Annotated in this window: 16 protein-coding genes and 1 pseudogene; 10 read left to right on the forward strand and 7 right to left on the reverse strand. The window is 59.0% G+C overall.

Annotated features, from left to right (window positions below):
• Positions 1-140: 140 nt before the first annotated feature.
• Both ACFPK0_RS07255 and ACFPK0_RS07260 read left to right on the forward strand, forming a co-directional pair.
• Positions 141-377 (forward strand): Tsi2 family anti-toxin, encoded by a 237-nt coding sequence (locus ACFPK0_RS07255; RefSeq protein WP_377339391.1) that lies wholly within the window; start codon positions 141-143, stop codon positions 375-377.
• A gap of 132 nt (positions 378-509) precedes the next feature.
• Positions 510-1,035: pseudogene (locus ACFPK0_RS07260) on the forward strand (methylmalonyl-CoA mutase family protein); the annotation flags it as partial.
• A gap of 223 nt (positions 1,036-1,258) precedes the next feature.
• Here the strand turns inward: ACFPK0_RS07260 and ACFPK0_RS07265 are convergent.
• Both ACFPK0_RS07265 and ACFPK0_RS07270 read right to left on the reverse strand, forming a co-directional pair.
• Positions 1,259-3,055 (reverse strand): AIPR family protein, encoded by a 1,797-nt coding sequence (locus ACFPK0_RS07265; RefSeq protein ID WP_377339393.1) that lies wholly within the window; start codon positions 3,053-3,055, stop codon positions 1,259-1,261.
• Between the two features lie 174 nt (positions 3,056-3,229).
• Positions 3,230-3,928, reverse strand: coding sequence for a transposase (locus ACFPK0_RS07270; protein WP_377340292.1), 699 nt, complete (start codon positions 3,926-3,928; stop codon positions 3,230-3,232).
• Between the two features lie 205 nt (positions 3,929-4,133).
• Between ACFPK0_RS07270 and ACFPK0_RS07275 the strand changes: the two genes are divergently transcribed.
• Positions 4,134-5,051, forward strand: coding sequence for an NADP-dependent oxidoreductase (locus ACFPK0_RS07275; protein WP_377339395.1), 918 nt, complete (start codon positions 4,134-4,136; stop codon positions 5,049-5,051).
• Between the two features lie 232 nt (positions 5,052-5,283).
• Here ACFPK0_RS07275 and ACFPK0_RS07280 read toward each other — a convergent pair whose 3' ends face one another.
• A complete protein-coding gene (locus ACFPK0_RS07280) occupies positions 5,284-6,300 on the reverse strand; it encodes an alpha/beta hydrolase (protein WP_377340295.1) in 1,017 nt (338 codons plus the stop codon).
• 200 nt (positions 6,301-6,500) lie between these two features.
• Between ACFPK0_RS07280 and ACFPK0_RS07285 the strand changes: the two genes are divergently transcribed.
• From ACFPK0_RS07285 to ACFPK0_RS07305, 5 genes are all read left to right on the forward strand, one after another.
• Positions 6,501-6,749 carry a hypothetical protein gene (locus tag ACFPK0_RS07285; protein ID WP_377339397.1) on the forward strand — a complete coding sequence of 83 codons (249 nt, stop codon included), beginning with the start codon at positions 6,501-6,503 and terminating at the stop codon, positions 6,747-6,749.
• Between the two features lie 672 nt (positions 6,750-7,421).
• Complete coding sequence (locus tag ACFPK0_RS07290) at positions 7,422-7,748, forward strand: transposase (protein ID WP_377339399.1); 327 nt, start codon at positions 7,422-7,424, stop codon at positions 7,746-7,748.
• 39 nt (positions 7,749-7,787) lie between these two features.
• Positions 7,788-8,069 carry a type II toxin-antitoxin system RelE/ParE family toxin gene (locus ACFPK0_RS07295; RefSeq protein WP_056079787.1) on the forward strand — a complete coding sequence of 94 codons (282 nt, stop codon included), beginning with the start codon at positions 7,788-7,790 and terminating at the stop codon, positions 8,067-8,069.
• 14 nt (positions 8,070-8,083) lie between these two features.
• Positions 8,084-8,374: a HigA family addiction module antitoxin gene (locus ACFPK0_RS07300; protein WP_377339402.1), complete on the forward strand. Its 291-nt coding sequence runs from the start codon at positions 8,084-8,086 to the stop codon at positions 8,372-8,374.
• Positions 8,375-8,737: 363 nt separating this feature from the next.
• Positions 8,738-9,580 carry a glycoside hydrolase family 11 protein gene (locus tag ACFPK0_RS07305; RefSeq protein ID WP_377339404.1) on the forward strand — a complete coding sequence of 281 codons (843 nt, stop codon included), beginning with the start codon at positions 8,738-8,740 and terminating at the stop codon, positions 9,578-9,580.
• A gap of 182 nt (positions 9,581-9,762) precedes the next feature.
• Here ACFPK0_RS07305 and ACFPK0_RS07310 read toward each other — a convergent pair whose 3' ends face one another.
• From ACFPK0_RS07310 to ACFPK0_RS07320, 3 genes are all read right to left on the reverse strand, one after another.
• Positions 9,763-11,310, reverse strand: coding sequence for an XVIPCD domain-containing protein (locus ACFPK0_RS07310; protein WP_377339407.1), 1,548 nt, complete (start codon positions 11,308-11,310; stop codon positions 9,763-9,765).
• Between the two features lie 24 nt (positions 11,311-11,334).
• Complete coding sequence (locus ACFPK0_RS07315; protein ID WP_377339409.1) at positions 11,335-11,784, reverse strand: lysozyme inhibitor LprI family protein; 450 nt, start codon at positions 11,782-11,784, stop codon at positions 11,335-11,337.
• A gap of 281 nt (positions 11,785-12,065) precedes the next feature.
• Complete coding sequence (locus tag ACFPK0_RS07320) at positions 12,066-12,941, reverse strand: SMP-30/gluconolactonase/LRE family protein (protein ID WP_377339411.1); 876 nt, start codon at positions 12,939-12,941, stop codon at positions 12,066-12,068.
• 317 nt (positions 12,942-13,258) lie between these two features.
• Here ACFPK0_RS07320 and gndA point away from each other — a divergent pair, with 317 nt between their 5' ends.
• Together gndA and ACFPK0_RS07330 are read left to right on the forward strand one after the other, a co-directional pair.
• The gene (gene gndA, locus ACFPK0_RS07325) at positions 13,259-14,668 is read left to right on the forward strand and encodes an NADP-dependent phosphogluconate dehydrogenase (protein WP_377339413.1); all 1,410 of its coding nucleotides are present in this window, start codon (positions 13,259-13,261) and stop codon (positions 14,666-14,668) included.
• A gap of 150 nt (positions 14,669-14,818) precedes the next feature.
• Entirely contained in the window at positions 14,819-15,613 is a 795-nt protein-coding gene (locus ACFPK0_RS07330) for a class I SAM-dependent methyltransferase (RefSeq protein ID WP_377339415.1), read from the forward strand.
• Between the two features lie 136 nt (positions 15,614-15,749).
• Here the strand turns inward: ACFPK0_RS07330 and ACFPK0_RS07335 are convergent, their stop codons facing one another.
• Positions 15,750-16,106, reverse strand: coding sequence for a DUF1428 domain-containing protein (locus tag ACFPK0_RS07335; protein ID WP_377339417.1), 357 nt, complete (start codon positions 16,104-16,106; stop codon positions 15,750-15,752).
• Positions 16,107-16,175 lie beyond the last annotated feature (69 nt).

Raw genomic sequence — 16,175 nt, forward strand, 5'->3', positions numbered from 1 at the left:
AGGTGTCAGGGACAATGCCTGATGTCGGATGGATGGTTTGGATGATGAAAAAATGGGGAAGGTGTCCGGGGCAATTTTCATGTATCTATCGGATCTCGTTAATCGCCCCTAGCGCCGTTGGTGCACGATGAGAAAAAACCATGGCTGATGTTGACGGGCAGACCCTGCTGATGGCCGTGCAGGCGGTGCAAACGCAGATCCATTCCCTGGAAGCGCAGATCGACCAGGCGGGGGAGGACGATGACGTCAGTGATCAGGAGGAAGTCCTGATGGGCTACATGCAGGCCGCCGCCAACTTGCGCATTGCCTATGAAGCCGAAGAGCTGGCCAGCAGCAACCTTCCCCCGTACGACAGGTTGGTTCCTTTGCGGGAATAGCGGGAAGAAGAGGAAAAAGGTGTCAGGGACAATGCCTGATGCCGGCTGGGTGGTTTGGATGATGGGAAACAGGGGTCAGAGTGCACTTTAAATGGGCGACGTTGGTGTAAAAGTCGACTCTGACCCCAGTTTCGGATGATCATCAACAAGGAGCTGGGGCTGAACTTCAACGAGAATCCGTGGCAGGGGAGTTACGTCGTTGACACGCTGACTGACCTGGTCGAGGAGGCGGTGTACAAGGAGTTCGAGGCGATCAGCGAGCGCGGCGGGGTGCTGGGGGCGATGGACACCATGTACCAGCGAGGGAAGATCCAGGAAGAGTCGATGTATTACGAGCACAAGAAGCATGATGGGTCGTTGCCGCTGATCGGGGTGAATACGTTCCTGCCGAAGGATCATGGGGGGGGGGAGATTGCTACCGAGATCGAGTTGATCCGGTCGACGGAGGAGGAGAAGGGGGCGCAGATTGCTAATGTTCGGAGCTATGGCGAGGCGAGGAACTCGCTGGCGGCTGACAGTCTCAAAGTGCTACAAACGACGGCGCGGGAGCGGCGGAATGTGTTTGAGCAGTTGATTGAGGCGGTCAAGTACAACTCGTTGGGGCAGATTTCGCATGCGCTTTACGATTTGGGGGGGGGAGTATCGGAGGAATATGTGAAGGGCTTAAGACGTCGTTCTGAGTAACGAAAATTGTCGAGTTGGCGGTAGGCATATTCTGGAAATATCTGGACTTCACAGTTAGCCCTAGATAGATCCCTTCCGGGATCCACCGAAGTTCTACCTGCAGAGAAGTTCTCTTCAACGTCGTTTCCTGTGAAAATCTGTCTGACACAACTTGATTTGACCAGTCGTTCAAACGGGGTGACGCTTTAAGAGGTGAGCTAAGCCACCTCTCGGGCGCTACTATCCAGAAGCGCGCGGTTTGCGGTCAGCCACTCGGTAAAGTCCTTCTCGAAAGTCGGACCCTTAAAATATCTCTCTTGGCTAAACGTCACACGCTTTTCGCCAGTTTTTCTGTTGACGGAAGTTCTTCTCCCGGCAATATTCCCTTCTTGACTCTCGATCCATGAGAAAAACAGCTTAAACGCTTTGTTTACAACGCGCATATTCGCCTCGATGCTCTCAGTATCAAGCGCTGATTCTTTCCCGTGGATCCGTACATATAGGTACACCTTCGCATATTCCTCGCGAGGAATCTTTTGATCCCGCCTATACCTGCCTTTTATCGCACCAAAAACCTGAATCGCCATATAGAGGTTCTTGAATGAATTTTGGTCGTTAGGATCGATGCCTGAAAATTCGTTCTGCTGAAAAAGCCTCTTTTGAAACCCTCTCGCTATTCTTCCGTTGGCTGTGTAGTACAGTCTCCAGAAATGGTTTCTTTCTACGACTTCGGATTCCGATAGATAGCCATCCCTGATGCCATCAGAAAATTCCCCTCTTTTCCTCTCATAGAGTAGGCCGAAATTCTCAAAAACCATCTGCTGAATCGTGATATGAAATGATTCATTCGAGAATCTATCTGCATTGATCACTGGCGTTTGCTTATTTGTAGCGTTTGATATCTCATCAATCAACTGCAGTTTGTTCTGCAGTGAATCGTTACCAAGAAGAGTTATAACCTTGAGAAGAACTTCCTTATTTGCAAGGTCTTTTTCAGCCGCAACTTTGTCTGAGTGATATATTCTGCTAAGAGTGAATGACGTTTGTCCGCCATTTATGATTTGTGGATTCTTAACCTGAAGTTGTGCCTTATTTTTTTGCCCAATTCTCTCATTTATATAAGTCTCGTCAGACAACATTGTAATTCCGTTATTGAACAAGGCAAATTCATTTGTATCCCTCTCTAGAAGAGTGCTCTTTATCGATGAATTTACCGATTTACCCTCAAGGTCTAGATAGCTCCTTGGATTATATTTTAGAATTGCGTTCCTGTATTTATCCATAATCTTTGCAATTTCGATTACCGGCACAAATAGCACAGTTATTTCGCAATCACAGTTCTTTGTTTTTACGTTGTAGCTTATTTTGCTTCCGGCATTCTTGCTTGAGAGGTCTACGGGTATCATGATATCGTTTGCGGTAAAGTATGTTCCGGTTAATACCGGCAAAACGAGAGTTTGATATGCCTTTTGGTAATTAAATACCTCCGCAGAATAGCCTCCGCAAAGGTGCCTTATTTTATTTGGAGGTACGCTTTCTAGATTTGCAAGGATAACTACCTTGTAATTGTATCTTGCGATGTCATCTATTGAAGAAATATCCCTTTGAAGTTGCTTTATTTTTCCGTTGTAAGGAACTCCGTTTTCGCCTGTTTCTTCCCCTCTCATAATTCGGTCAATTTCCATTGCAAGCAATTCATTTAAGGAAATTTCCTTGTCCTCAAAATTCTTTTCGTTTGTTCGAAATTTTGACTGAATGAGATAAACAACTTTAGCTTCCGAGTCGATGTGGTAGGCATCTATTCCGCCGTCTTCTGACGCGTCGGTAATGGTGCGCTCGCGATCGGAGAAATCTGATAGGCCAAACTTCACTTTGAGATAAAGGTGGATGAATGCCCGAGCCCTGGCCTGGTTCATTTTTTCAACGTCATTTTCATCAGGTTTGTAGCGCTTCGATCCTTCAGGAGCCTCCTGGCAAATAGCATCAAGAATGTGGACTAACGTTTCGTATTTCATCCTTATGATTTCCCTTTAAGTAGAAGAGTGGTCGAGAACGGAGGGGGCTCATTTTTTCTTAAAACTGCGGAACTTGGGTGAAACCGGGACAGAGTGAGCTGGCCCGGTTTTGACGAAAAACAGGGGTCAAAAACAGGGGTCAGAGTGCACTTTTCAGAGTGCACTTTTCAAGGTTTATTCTCCTTGAGGCACTTTGCGCGGACGTCCGATTTTTGCCGGCCCTGCGCGGCGTGACAGCTGCGTTTCGATAGCGCTGCGGAAGCGGTCTGAGCCCAGCGCGTGCTGTCGTTGAAGATGCGCGCGTATGGCGTCGAGGTGATTTTGGGACAGGTTTTCCATGGCGAGGGTGCGGTATGCGTTGTATCGCTCCTCGTCGGTTCTTCCCAGCGCCAGATAGACGGGGTGGGGATGAATCAAAGGGTCGTCGTGGCCGAAAGCATTGTGTGCGTGGCTTGACCAGGCATAGTCGAGCGGGTCGGCGGTCATGCGAGCGCGGACCGGGTTGAGTTCGATGTAGCGATAGCAGTGGAGCAAGTAGGTTTCCCGATCTACCAGTGACGACTTGTAGCGACCTTCCCACAAGGTGCCGGTGCGCCGGTATCGATCGTTGATGTAGCGCACGTAACGTCGCCCTAGGGATTGCATCACGCGCGCAATCTGGCCACTGGCGGCGGGCGTCATTAAGAGATGTACGTGATTGGTCATGAGCACATACGCGTGGACGTTGCAGCCCTCGCGCATCGAGATCTCGCGCAAGTCTTGCAGGTAGCGCACACGGTCTACGTCGGTAAAGAAACAAGGTTGGCGATCATTGCCGCGTTGGACGACGTGTTGGGGAATGTAGGCAAGATCGAGTCGTGGCTGGCGGGGCATCGCGGCGTCCGTGCTGGAATGGCTCCAGTCTCCCAGTGCTGCGGGTTCCGTCTGTCGGGCCATTCCGCGAACTTCCGTCAGAAGTGCACTCTGACCCCGGTTTTCGCGCTTTAGGTAACCACTCTGCATTTTGCATCGAATAACCAATGACCTTTCCATTTCGACGACATGTCCACCCAGGGGACAAACCGAGGAGACAATGACAATGAAGGCGATCGTGGTAACCGACGAGGCCGCGGGAACGGCCGGGATGAAGCTGGTGGAGCGCCCCGAGCCGCAGGCCGCAATAAACGATGTCGTGGTGCAGATTCATGCGTCGGGATTCGTCGGAACCGAGCTGACGTGGCCCTCGACCTGGACCGATCGACTCGACCGCAGCAGGACGCCGACGATTCCCGGGCACGAGTTAGCTGGAGTGATCACTGCGCTGGGCTACGGCACGGCCGGGCTATCGGTGGGGCAGCGGGTATTCGGCCTCGCGGACTGGTATCGCGACGGCACCCTGGCGGAGTATGTGGCGATCGAGGCGCGCAACCTCGCGCCGCTGCCGGGCGACGTCGACTTCACGGTGGGCGCGAGCCTGCCGATCTCGGGCCTGACGGCATGGCAGGGACTGTTCGAGCACGGCCGTCTTCGGGCTGGGCAGAGCGTCATCGCGCACGGCGCGGCCGGTGCGGTCGGGTCGATGGTGACGCAGCTCGCGCGTGAAGCGGGCGCCTATGTCATCGGCACCGGCCGCGCCGCTGACCGTCAGAAGGTGCTCGACTTCGGCGCGCAGGAGTTCGTCGACCTCGACAACGACACGCTGGAAGACGTCGGCAAGGTCGATCTGGTGTTCGATGTCATCGGCGGCGACATTCAGAAGCGATCCGCAGGCCTGATTCGAGCCGGCGGAACGCTGGTGACCATTGTCGCGCCGGCCGAAACGCGGCCCGTCGATGGCCTGGCGGTCGACTTCGTGGTCGAGTCCAGCCGCGCCCAACTGGGCGAGATCGTCCAGCGCGTACGGGACGGCAGATTGCGGCCGAACATCGGCAACATCGCCACCCTCGACGATGCCGTCGCTGCTTTCAACCCGACCCGACGGATCAGCGGGAAGACGATCATTCGCGTTCGTCCGTGAAGAACGAGGCCGGGTTGGGAGTAAAGGTGCGTGGCTAATTAAATGTCTTCCTGGATGCTTGCCCGCGGTGACCGCCCACGCGGGCGGTACACGGCAGGACATCCGAGGGCAGTTTCCACCATGCGCTGGAAGCGTTCGTCACCAAGGGCGCGTTCCTGGCTGGCATAAGCACGCAAGCGCTACAGATCCCCAAGTGCAATGCCTGTGTCCGACCATTGTTGGTAGGGCAGCGTTACTTCGCTGCGCGCTGCGTCATCCCCAGCGCTTGCCTGACCGCCTTGACTGCCGCGTCCGGCTGATCGATCTGAATGTCATGCGAGCTATCCGGAACGTGTACCAGCGTGCCGCGAGAGGATGTGGCGACGATCTGCGCCTGCGTGTGGGCCCGGGCTTCTTCCAGCCCCTTGCGGTCACGCGGCAGCGCATCGGCATAGGTGTTGGCGGCGGATAGTACGATCAGGGGTATCGAGCCATGCGTTTCCTGTTTCGACACGGGCTGCTTGAACACCTCGACATTGGCCTGGAGTACCGAAAGTACGGTGTGCCAGTACGCCGGCTTCGACATCAGGGCCAGGTTCACCGCGTTGAGCTTGGCGCTGGCGTGCGGATCGGGCCCGCCGAGACACTGGCTCAGTTCCTTATGGGTGGATGTCAGTTCGTGCTTTTCGGCGGCCGCCTCGCAGTGGCGAAGAAACGCGAACCGCTGTACCGAGAGGGTGTCCTCGTCCTTCTGCCATGCGGGGGCAAACCGGCCGATGTCCTGCGCGGGCGGATCGAGCAGGACCATCGCGCCCACGTCGGCCGGATAGCGGCTTGCGTACTGCCGAACGATGTTGCTACCCAGCGAATGCCCCACCATCACCAGTGGGGTCGAGAGGCCGGCACGCTGGATCAGGGCGTGCAGATCCGACACGTCGGCGTCGAGATCTCGCGGCATCGGCCCCTCGCTGCTGAAGCCGAAGCCGGCCCGGTCGTACGCGCAGACGCGCGCGTGGGCGGCCAGGAGCGGCTGCACCTTGAACCACGTGGAGGAATCGGCGACTGCGCCAGCCTCCAGCAAGACGGTCTGCGGTCCGCTGCCCGAGCAGCGCAGGTTGAGATGGCGGCCATCGCCCAGGTCGATCAGCTTTGCCGTCTGCGCATAGCTGTCCGGCATGCGCTGCGACGCGGTGGCGTGGCTGGCTTCGGTGGCCCTGGCCTGACCGAGCATCATGGCCAGTAAAAGGGCACCGCCCGCTTTCAGATGCATTCTGTTCAACGAATGTCTCCCGTCGATAGCCCGGACCGAGGCGCGGGCAGGGCGTCTTCATCGACTTGAGGCGGCGCAAGAAGTTCAGCAAGAAGGTGTCAGCCCCGGCGACCCGATCAGGCGGCAACCGGAAGTGGACTGGCGAACGTCTCCCGCGAAGGCTCGGCCACGAAAACCGGGACGGAGGAAGTTAAATGGTCATGACGAGCGCGCTCGTCGTGTTTGACCTGCTGGCGATCCCGTTCTTCCCGCAACGCGGTCAAGGTTGCGCCAAAACCGGACTACCTCAATCTGACTTTGGCCTCGATCTGCTGCCGAAAGCGTTCGCTTCCCCATGCGCGCTGTTGTTGGGTGTGCTGTCGGATTTCGTCGAGGAATTGTTCTTCCAGGTGTTCATGCACCAACGCGTAGTAGGCGGCTTGGCGCCCGGCAGGTGTGCTGGCCAGTAGCGTGTATTGCTGGTGCGGGGTGATGAGTGGTGTGTGCTGCCCCAGCGCGTTGTGGTGGTAGCTGGACCAACGACACCGGGACGGAGGAAATTAAATTCCCTCGTGCCCGCTGTTCCGGCGCCTCGGCCGACCAAGACGGCGCAAGCTCACTGGGGAAAAAGGTGCCGGGGACAGTTGTTGGGTGCTTAGGGGGCTCAGGACGTACGAATCGTCCCTGGCACCGACATCTGCTAAAGGCTCGATCCGAATCAGCCAAGTGTCTTCAAGTCGTATGACACGGCTTCGAGCAGGTGTAGCAGCCGTTCGATTGAGGATAATGCGGTTTCGCTGCTCGTACAGCGCCTTCGCATGTGGGAAATTCGCCTAAATACTGCATGTGGCTGCGTTGGTAGACGCATGTAGCGGTGTGCACTTCATGGTCACCGTTGGTTTGAGCATTTTGGTTGACGTAGTAGCTCGTCATCTTCCTGTTCCTCTGGTCATTGCGCCTATCACGCGTGCGTCACCGTGCTCCGTCTCTGTCTCATATGCTGAGAAAACAGAAAGGGTGAAAAAAGGGTGTCAGAAAAAAGATGTCAGGGACAATGCCTGATGTCGGGTGGGTGGCTTGGACGATGGGTGGGGCGGTTTTAGTTGACAGCGGTCGGCTGGTGGAGCGGCGATGCTGCAGGCATGGCTCGACAACCTCGCTTTGATCTTCCCAGCATTGCGCAGCATGTGGTGCGGCGGGGCAATAATCGGTTGCCGTGCTTTCTGGATGATCTCGATCGCCAGCGCTACCTGCAATGCTTGCGGCAGGCGCTGGGGCGATTCGGTTGCCGGCTGCATGCATATGTGTTGATGAGCAATCACGTGCACTTGTTGCTGACACCGGATGGACTGACAACTGGGGAAGTTAAGTTGCCCGACGCCAGGTTTTCTCGATGCTTCCCACAGACTTCCACATTCACGCTCCCGTGCTTTCGCTTCCCATCCGCGTTCGCGGTTGTCCAGCCATGACGACTTGCGTCATATGACGGAAAACGTTATGTTTGTTCCGTGATCAGGAATTTTGCCGACAGGGAAGCGGAAAAGATCTGGTGCGGTACGCCATCTCGGCGGCTGCCTGCGGATATCCAGCCCGTCGCGCGCCGCAAGCTGCGCATGCTCGGCAACGCGTCCAGGCTCGATGACCTGCGCATTCCTCCAGCCAATCGGCTCGAGGCCCTCAAGGGTAGTCGGAACGGCCAGCACAGCATCCGGATCAATGATCAATGGCGCGTCTGTTTTCGGTGGATCGACGGCGACGCCCACGACGTGGAAATCGTCGATTACCACTAACGAGCGACTTGACCATGAAGAGCCTGCCCAACATCCATCCCGGCGAAGTGCTACTCGAGGAGTTCCTGACTCCGATGGGTATCAGCCAGAACGCACTGGCGCGCGCTGCTGGCGTGCCGCCGCGGCGTATCAATGAGATCGTGCTCGGCAAGCGCGGTGTCACGGCAGATACCGCCGTGCGCCTGGCGGTCGCCTTGGGCACGAGCGAGCGGTTCTGGCTGGGCCTGCAGGCAGACTTTGATTTGGAGGAGGCGCATCGTTTGCTGGGCAAGGCGGTCCAACATATCGAACGAATCGCGGCGTGATTTGGACAAAAAGCGCGAGCCAGAGCGCACTTTTCTGACATTGGACGGCTGTCCCCGCCGACTGTGAATCGCGGACGGTCGCCGCAGCTTCTGGGTTCTCTCGCCCAGTGAACCGCCCGACGCTACGCGTGAAGAGGCGTCCGAAACGGAGCCAGGTTCACTTGCCGCTTTCGAACGCGTCGCGCGCTGGCCGCTACGGCCATCCGCGCAACGGCACGTGAGAGGCGTCGGTAGTCTTGCTTCGGTGCGTGGTGCGTTGTCTTCGAAAATTGTCAGGCGCAATCTGCTTCACCCCACACCCTTGGCTAAACGCCACCGACAGGCCATGCTCTAGGGTCATCCCCTGATTCAGCACGGCACCTCATGACCTGTCACCTCACCAAAGCCCTCCTGACTTCTGCCCTGATCCTGGGCATCGCCGGTTGCGGCTCGCACCCGGCGCGTGTGGCTGATGCGGCGCAGCCGCAGTCCCGGCCCCAGCCGTCCGCTGCGGCGCAGGCCAAGCCGCCAATCACCAAGTTCAAGGCGTATACCCAGCGCTTCAGTGGCGAGACGCTGCTCACGCAGAGCCATGCGACCGGCCACGTGGGCGATCTGTTTTTTACCCACTGGAAGGATGGTGGCGCGGCCTCGTTCAAGCTGGATGAGCAAGGCAACTTCACCATCGACTGGGTAGGTGGCGACTACAACTATGTCGGTGGTGCGGGCTGGGATCATGGCGACCGCAACCGCGTGATCGGCTACCACCTCGACAAGGATTCGGGCGCCAGCTACGTGACCCTGTATGGCTGGGGCTACAACAAGGACATGGACCCGACCGACCCGGCCCATCTGGTGGAGTACTACGTTGTCCAGCGCGGCGTGCGTACGCCGGGGCAGGGCGGTGAGAAGGGCGTTTCCTTCGTCAGCGACGGCGTGGAGTACACCACCTACCGCACCGTCCGCAGGGAGAAGCCCTCGATCAACAACACCGCCACGTTCTACCAGTACTGGAGCCGGCCCAAGGAGCAGCAGCCGCTCGGGGTGGATCACAAGATCATCTTTGCCGACCACGTAAAGGCCTGGGAAGCCAACGGCTGGAAACTCCCGAACCTGGACAACTTCGACGCCAGCGACGACCCCACCTACCAGGTGTTTGCGGTCGAGGTGTTCATGGTCGACAAGGGCGGCACCGTGGAGGGTCGGGTCTGGGACGCGGGCAAGTAACCCATAACCGAGGGCAGGTTCACTTGATTCGGTGAAGAAGTGGACCTGCCCTCGTCAGGCTTGCGGATACTTTTCGTAGGCGCGTTCAATGGCCAGTATGGGGACACGGGGACGGTGGGAAGATCCCTGGCGATGATGATCGGTTCCGTCACCGACACCTCACCATCCCCGGCTCCTTTCGTTCATCGTTGCAAGGGTGGCTGCGCCACCCGCACATCCGCTGACTGCGATAGCGGCGCTGGTTCCTGAGCGTTCTGTGTCGCAGGCGTCTGGATCAACGACCAGTCCGCGCTGCTCTGCGCGAGCGGTGTATTGATGCCGCCAACCACATCGACAAAGGCGAACCTCCGCAACAAGGAGCCTGCGTTTTCCTGCACGGCGAACGCGCTGGAGGAATCTTCGCTGAGGATCACCCGGTCGATTCGTTGCAACCCCTCCTTCTGCGCCGAGAGCGCCAGTGCGCCGGAGAGGTTATAGCTGAGCAAGTCCGTCGGGCGGCCCTGCGCTTGGTCGAGCTGGCCCACACCGTTGAAAGCCTGTTGGAACAGCGAAAACCCGGGGTGCTGCGGACTGTCGAGAGTCATCGTTGTGAGGGCGGATTGCTGGAGAGTAGCGTGCTTGAGGGCTTCTCTGGTGTCGTGTCCCACTTTGCCGTCCGACTCCAGGCCATGGTTTCGCTGGAACGTCTCGACCGCATAACGGGTGGCTGTTCCGAAATCACCATCGGGCTTCAGTGCGCGGCCGTGTGTATCGGTGTATCCAAGTCTTGCCAGGTCGGTCTGGAGCGACGTGACATCTTTGCCGCGTGAGCCTTGATGCAACAGTGCAAGGTGGCTGCGATGACGCTGGCCGATGGCATTCAATGCTTGTTCGATATCCGGATCATTGGCGGATGTTGAAGGGCTGAAGTCGGCGTCGCCCACTTTTGTGTGTGCCCGGTCGATGGCCGCTGCCACCGCAGGGTCTTCGCAGGCGAGCTTGTATTGCTTGGCGATTGCGGCGGCTTTGGGGCCGTCATACCAGTCAAGTCTTCGATGGAGGTCGTTGGTGGACGAAAGAACGTCGGCGTAGTCACCGCCGTCTTTCAGCACCTTTTCGAATATTTTCAGCGCTGCCGGCATCTGGTTTGCGGTCTTCGCCAGGATGGCTGCCGTCTCCAGACGATGATCTTCCGCAATATGGGTGCCGCACTTGTCGAGCATATCGATCGCGGTTTGCGTCGCATGCTTTACCTGCGGATAGTCGATGTTCTTGTGGATCCACTTCTCTCCTTCCTCGGATGACGCCCATGCATTGATGCTGTCGCGGGTATCAGTGTCGATGAAGGCAAGTGTGTCTCGGTGGTTCTTTCCATTGCCATGGCTCAACAGGTCGGCTCGCAAGTGCGCTCGGTCGCTGGTGAAAGAGAGGCCATGCGCTTCGGCGTACCCGGAGGCTTGATCGATGATCGCGTCCACGTACGGCGTTTCACCCGGTTTCAGTGCGGTGCCATCGGTCGCGCCCAATGCCCAGGTCCCGCGTTGGCCGAGATCGACCTGGATTGTGCCGATGGTGTAGCCGCTATTCGCCTTGACGCGGTCTGCGTGGCCCCAGTTCGGGTCGGATGTCCCCGCGGTAACGCCGGCGATGCTCAAGCGATAGGAAGCTGGTCCCCCTTCCGTTCCGCGGCCCACGACAAAATAGGTGGCGCCGGTCATGGCATCGAGGTCATGGGTATCGAGGTGGGGCATGGTCTTCATCCTTGAAGAAGGGGATTACTGCAGGTTCGCCATAAACAGGTAGTCGTCCAGCGCGTTGGCGCGTTCGCAGATGCGGAAGATCTCGTTCTGCGTCACTTGGATATTGGCGACTGCCTCGCTGCCGTAGACAGAGCTCTCCAGTTCGCCGTTCTTCTCCTGGAACTTCAGCCAGGCGCGCTCGGCGTTGATCAGTTCGTCCTTGGCCTTCGGGCTCAGCTTTCCCAGAAGCGCCCTGTACTTCGCATTGAGGCGGTCATCCTGGCGAGTGTGCTCTTCCGTCAGGCAATTGGCTGCCGCGTTGGTGTCTGAGTCGGCCCGGTCGACACAAGCGTAAAACTCGTCGGTGATCCCTGGCGGAGCGTGGCTCTTGATGCTTTGGCTTCTGCTTTCCATACCCATCGCGGCGGCGGCTTGAGCCACGAGGCTGAGGGTGAGTGCGATAGCGAGCGGCCTGAATGTCTTCATGCTGGGGTTCCTGTCCGTATGGTCCTGATTTCCAAGGTTTGGAGCCTATCATCGGACCAACGGTGCCGGATCCGAACGGTACTTGCTGGAGCTAGTCATCCTCACGAGAGCGAGGATCCAGCGCCATCGGCACCTGGCAAAATGCCGAAGGCAATGGATGACCAGACATTCGTCTGTTGAAAAGCTCCTCCCGCTTTTGCGGGAATGACGAAAAGTGGGGTTTCGCGCGCAAGTATGTGCGGGTCGGTTCCGATCGCCGTTTTCGCCTTTACGGACCCTTCTTATTCCGGCATCGGCACGGACCAGACCTTGCCCGTCGCGCGCTCGGTGAACCACAAGGTGTCGCCCGCTGGTTCGACGCCGGTCGGGGTCTTCAGCCCGTTCTTGATGACGGTGACGTGGGCGGTGTCGCCGTTGATCGCCAGGCTGCTGATCTCGCCGCTGCCGTTGGCGGCGACGAACAGCTTGCCGTTGGCGGCGCGCATGCCGTCCGGCCCGTGGACCGGGGCATCCATCCAGATGTCGACGGGTGTGCCGGGCTTGCCGTCGGCTCCCACTGGCACCCGGTAGAGCTTGTTGAAGAAGACGTTGTTGACGTACAGCGTTCCGTCGAGGAAGGCGATGCCGTCGATGCCGAGCAGGGTGCGGTGGTCGAGATAGAGCGTGGGGACCTGGGCACCAGGCGCGAGGCGGTAGATCTTCTGGTTGGCGGTGTCGGTGATATAGAGCGCCTTGTCCGGCCCCACGGCGAAATCGTTGCAGGTGGAGTTGTCGCCCGGCAGGGTCCAGCTCAGCTTGGGCGCGCCGGATTTCAGATCAAAGCCGCGCAGGGCGGTGCTGCGGCGCACCGGGGTGACACCCGCCACGGGCGTCAGCTGGCAGGTCCACAGGGTGTTGGTTGCCGCATCGGCCTGTACGCCGAAAAAGAAGGTGCCGGGACCGGCGGCGCTGGCATCGATGAAGGGTGTTGCCGTCGTGGTGCCTTTCTTCACCGTATAGACGTAGGGCGTACTGGCGCTGCCGACGTACAGGGTGCCGTCCGGTCCCACGGCCATGCTCTCGGGCTGCGACTTGGTGTCGTGGATGACGATCTCCGCGGCGTTGGACGCTGAAGCGGCGGCGAGGATGGCGAGGGCGAAGCAAACGGCGCGGATCATGGGCGTGTCCTTTGTCGTTGTCGTGAAGAGGAAGGAGGAGTGGCGGCGGCCTTGGCTTCGCCTCGTGGCTCAACTATCCAGGGTAATGTACTGAAGCCGGGACGGAGTAAGTTAAATCCCACCTGCTTGGGGGACAAAAGCGCGAACAAGTGCTCTGACCCGATTGGCTCGATGGGTTGGCAACGACTCGGCGGGTAGCGCCCAACCTCAGCGTCAGGTTCATTACTTGAACGATTTCTTCACACGGCCTGACGCCTTACCTTGCACGCTCCAGAATTCGCCCCGTTTGAAGTCAACAAGCACGAGGAGTGATCAAGATGAGTCAGCAGGCAATCGGCGTCGTCGGCATGGCCGTGATGGGTCGCAACCTGGCGTTGAATATCGAAAGCCGCGGTCACGCGGTGTCGATCTACAACCGCAGTCGCGAGAAGACCGACGAGGTGATCGCCGAGCACGGCGACAAGAAGCTTGTCGCCACCTACACGCTGCAGGAGTTTGTCGATTCACTGGAGAAGCCCCGACGCATCCTGCTGATGGTGAAAGCGGGCGCGCCGACCGACGACACCATTGCCCAGCTGCGACCGCTGCTGGACAAGGGCGACATCCTGATCGACGGCGGCAATACGAATTTCCACGACACCATCCGGCGCAACAAGGAGCTGGCCGCGGCTGGCTTGCACTTCATCGGCACCGGCGTGTCCGGTGGCGAAGAGGGCGCCTTGCACGGCCCGTCGATCATGCCCGGCGGGCCGCGCGATGCGTATGACCTGGTTGAGCCGATTCTCACCGAGATCGCGGCACGGGCCAAAGACGGCAAGCCGTGTGTGGCGTACATGGGCACGGACGGCGCCGGGCACTACGTGAAAATGGTGCACAACGGCATCGAATACGGCGACATGCAACTGATCGCCGAGAGCTACGCGATGCTCAAGTACGTGCTGGGTTTGTCCAACCAGGAATTGGCGGACGTCTACACCCGCTGGAACGAAGGCGAACTGGACAGCTACCTGATCGAAATCACGGCGACCATCTTCGGCAAGAAGGACGAGAAGACGGGCAAGGATCTGGTCGACGTCATACTCGATCGCGCGGCGCAGAAAGGCACCGGCAAGTGGACCAGCCAGAGCGCACTGGATCTTGGCGTGCCGCTGCCGCTGATCACCGAAGCGGTGTTCGCCCGCGTGTTGTCATCGCTGAAAGACGAACGCGTCGCGGCGAGCGGGCAACTCGAAGGGCCTGTCAGCAAGGCCTTCAGCGGTGATCGGCAGGCGTTCATCGCCGCCGTCGGCAAGGCCTTGTACCTGAGCAAGATCGTCTCCTACGCGCAGGGGTTTGCGCAGTTGCGCGCCGCGTCGGACGAGTACAAGTGGCAGCTCGACTACGGCACCATCGCGCAGATCTGGCGCGGCGGCTGCATCATCCGCGCCCGCTTCCTGCAGAACATCACCGACGCCTACGCCGAGAACGCCAACCTGGCCAACCTGCTGCTTGCACCGTATTTCCGCGACATCGCCAAGACCTATCAGGTAGCGCTGCGTGATGTGGTCAGCGCGGCCATTGCCGCCGGCGTGCCGGTACCGTGCTTCTCCTCGGCCATCGCCTACTACGACGGCTACCGCAGCGAACGCCTGCCCGCCAACCTGCTGCAGGCCCAGCGCGACTTTTTCGGCGCCCACACATTTGAGCGCATCGACGAAAAAGGCAGCTTTCACGCGGAGTGGAGCTGAGGCGTTTGCGCGGGCACGGGCTTGCCCCGGTCTGACAAGCACCAAAGAATGGGGCCAGCTCGACTGGCCCCGTTCCCCAACGCTATTTGCGGTAGTGACCCTCGACGCCTCCGGAGTACGCTGCACGTTCCACCAAGGGAGGCTCGAACCATGATCCAGCCCACGCGAAAGCTCCTGCTGCTTGCCAGCGCCCTGTTGTGGCCATGCTTCGCCAACGCCGTCACACCGAAGACGGATACCACCGCCTCGTTGCAACAGGCCGTCAACGGCCCGGGGCGTTCCGCCGAGAACAGGGCGCGCGACCGCTACCGCCACCCCGTCGAGACGCTGCAATTCTTCGGCATCCAGCCGCACATGACGGTTATCGAGATCGCGCCGGGTGGTGGCTGGTACACCGAGATCCTGGCGCCGTTCCTGCGCGACCGCGGACATTTGATTGAAGCGGGCTCGCCGAAGTTTGCCGACACGATCAAGGCCCATCCCGCCATGTTCGGCAACATCGAGAAAGTCGTGCCGTTTGCGCCACCGCTGCAGGTGAACCTCGGCAAGCCTGGCTCGGCTGACATGGTGCTCACGTTCCGCAACACCCACGACTGGCTGAACCAAAGCCCCGAGACCTTGGCCGTGGTGTTCAAATCGGCGTTTCAGGTGCTCAAGCCCGGCGGCGTCTTCGGTGTGGTCGAGCATCGCGCCAAACCGTTTTCCGATGCCGTGGAAAGCGCGAAAGCGCTGCACCGTATTCCCGAGGACTACCTGATCGAACTGGGTCTGAAAACGGGTTTCCGCCTTGCGGGCGTCTCCCAGGTCAATGCCAACCCGAAGGATCCCGAAGACATCAACGTCCACCGCCTGCCACCCAATCTGGCGGGGCCGGATAGCGAGCACGCAAAGCTTCAAGCGGTTGGCGAATCGGACCGGATGACGTTGCGGTTTGTGAAGCCTTGAAGGGAAGGGGCCGGTAACGCAGTCAGGTTCACCCGCGGTCGTCTTGATTTCCGCAGGCTGGCGATGCACGGACCCGAAGCCGGCGACGCAAAGAAAGGGGTCACCGTTTTGCGGGCCCCTTTTGTGGGAGCCGCGGTTACGCCGGCAGGCTCACGACCGGCGCAAAGCCGCCGAAGATCATGCGTTTGCCGTCGAAGGGACAATCGCTGGCCGCCTCCATGCGCGGATCCTTCATGAATTTCTCCATGCCGGCGTCGCGAGTGACCTTGTCGGGCCATTCCACCCAGGAGAACACCACGGATTCGTCCTCTTTTGCCTGCACGGCGCGGCGGAAATCGGTGAGCTTGCCTTCGGGCACGTCGTCAGCCCAGCACTCCTGCACGCGCGTGGCACCGAACTCCAGGAAGATGGCGTCAAAGGTGCTGGCATGTTTGATGAACGACTCGCGGTTGGCGTTGGGTACGGCGATCACGAAACCATCGACATAGGACATGGTTGTCTCCTCGGCGGCAACGGCCACCGGAATGGCGGCCTTGCTGTATCGACGAACGACGGCGGCCGA

The sequence above is a fragment of the Rhodanobacter ginsenosidimutans genome (assembly GCF_042655685.1).
Classification (GTDB): Bacteria; Pseudomonadota; Gammaproteobacteria; order Xanthomonadales; family Rhodanobacteraceae; genus Rhodanobacter; species Rhodanobacter ginsenosidimutans.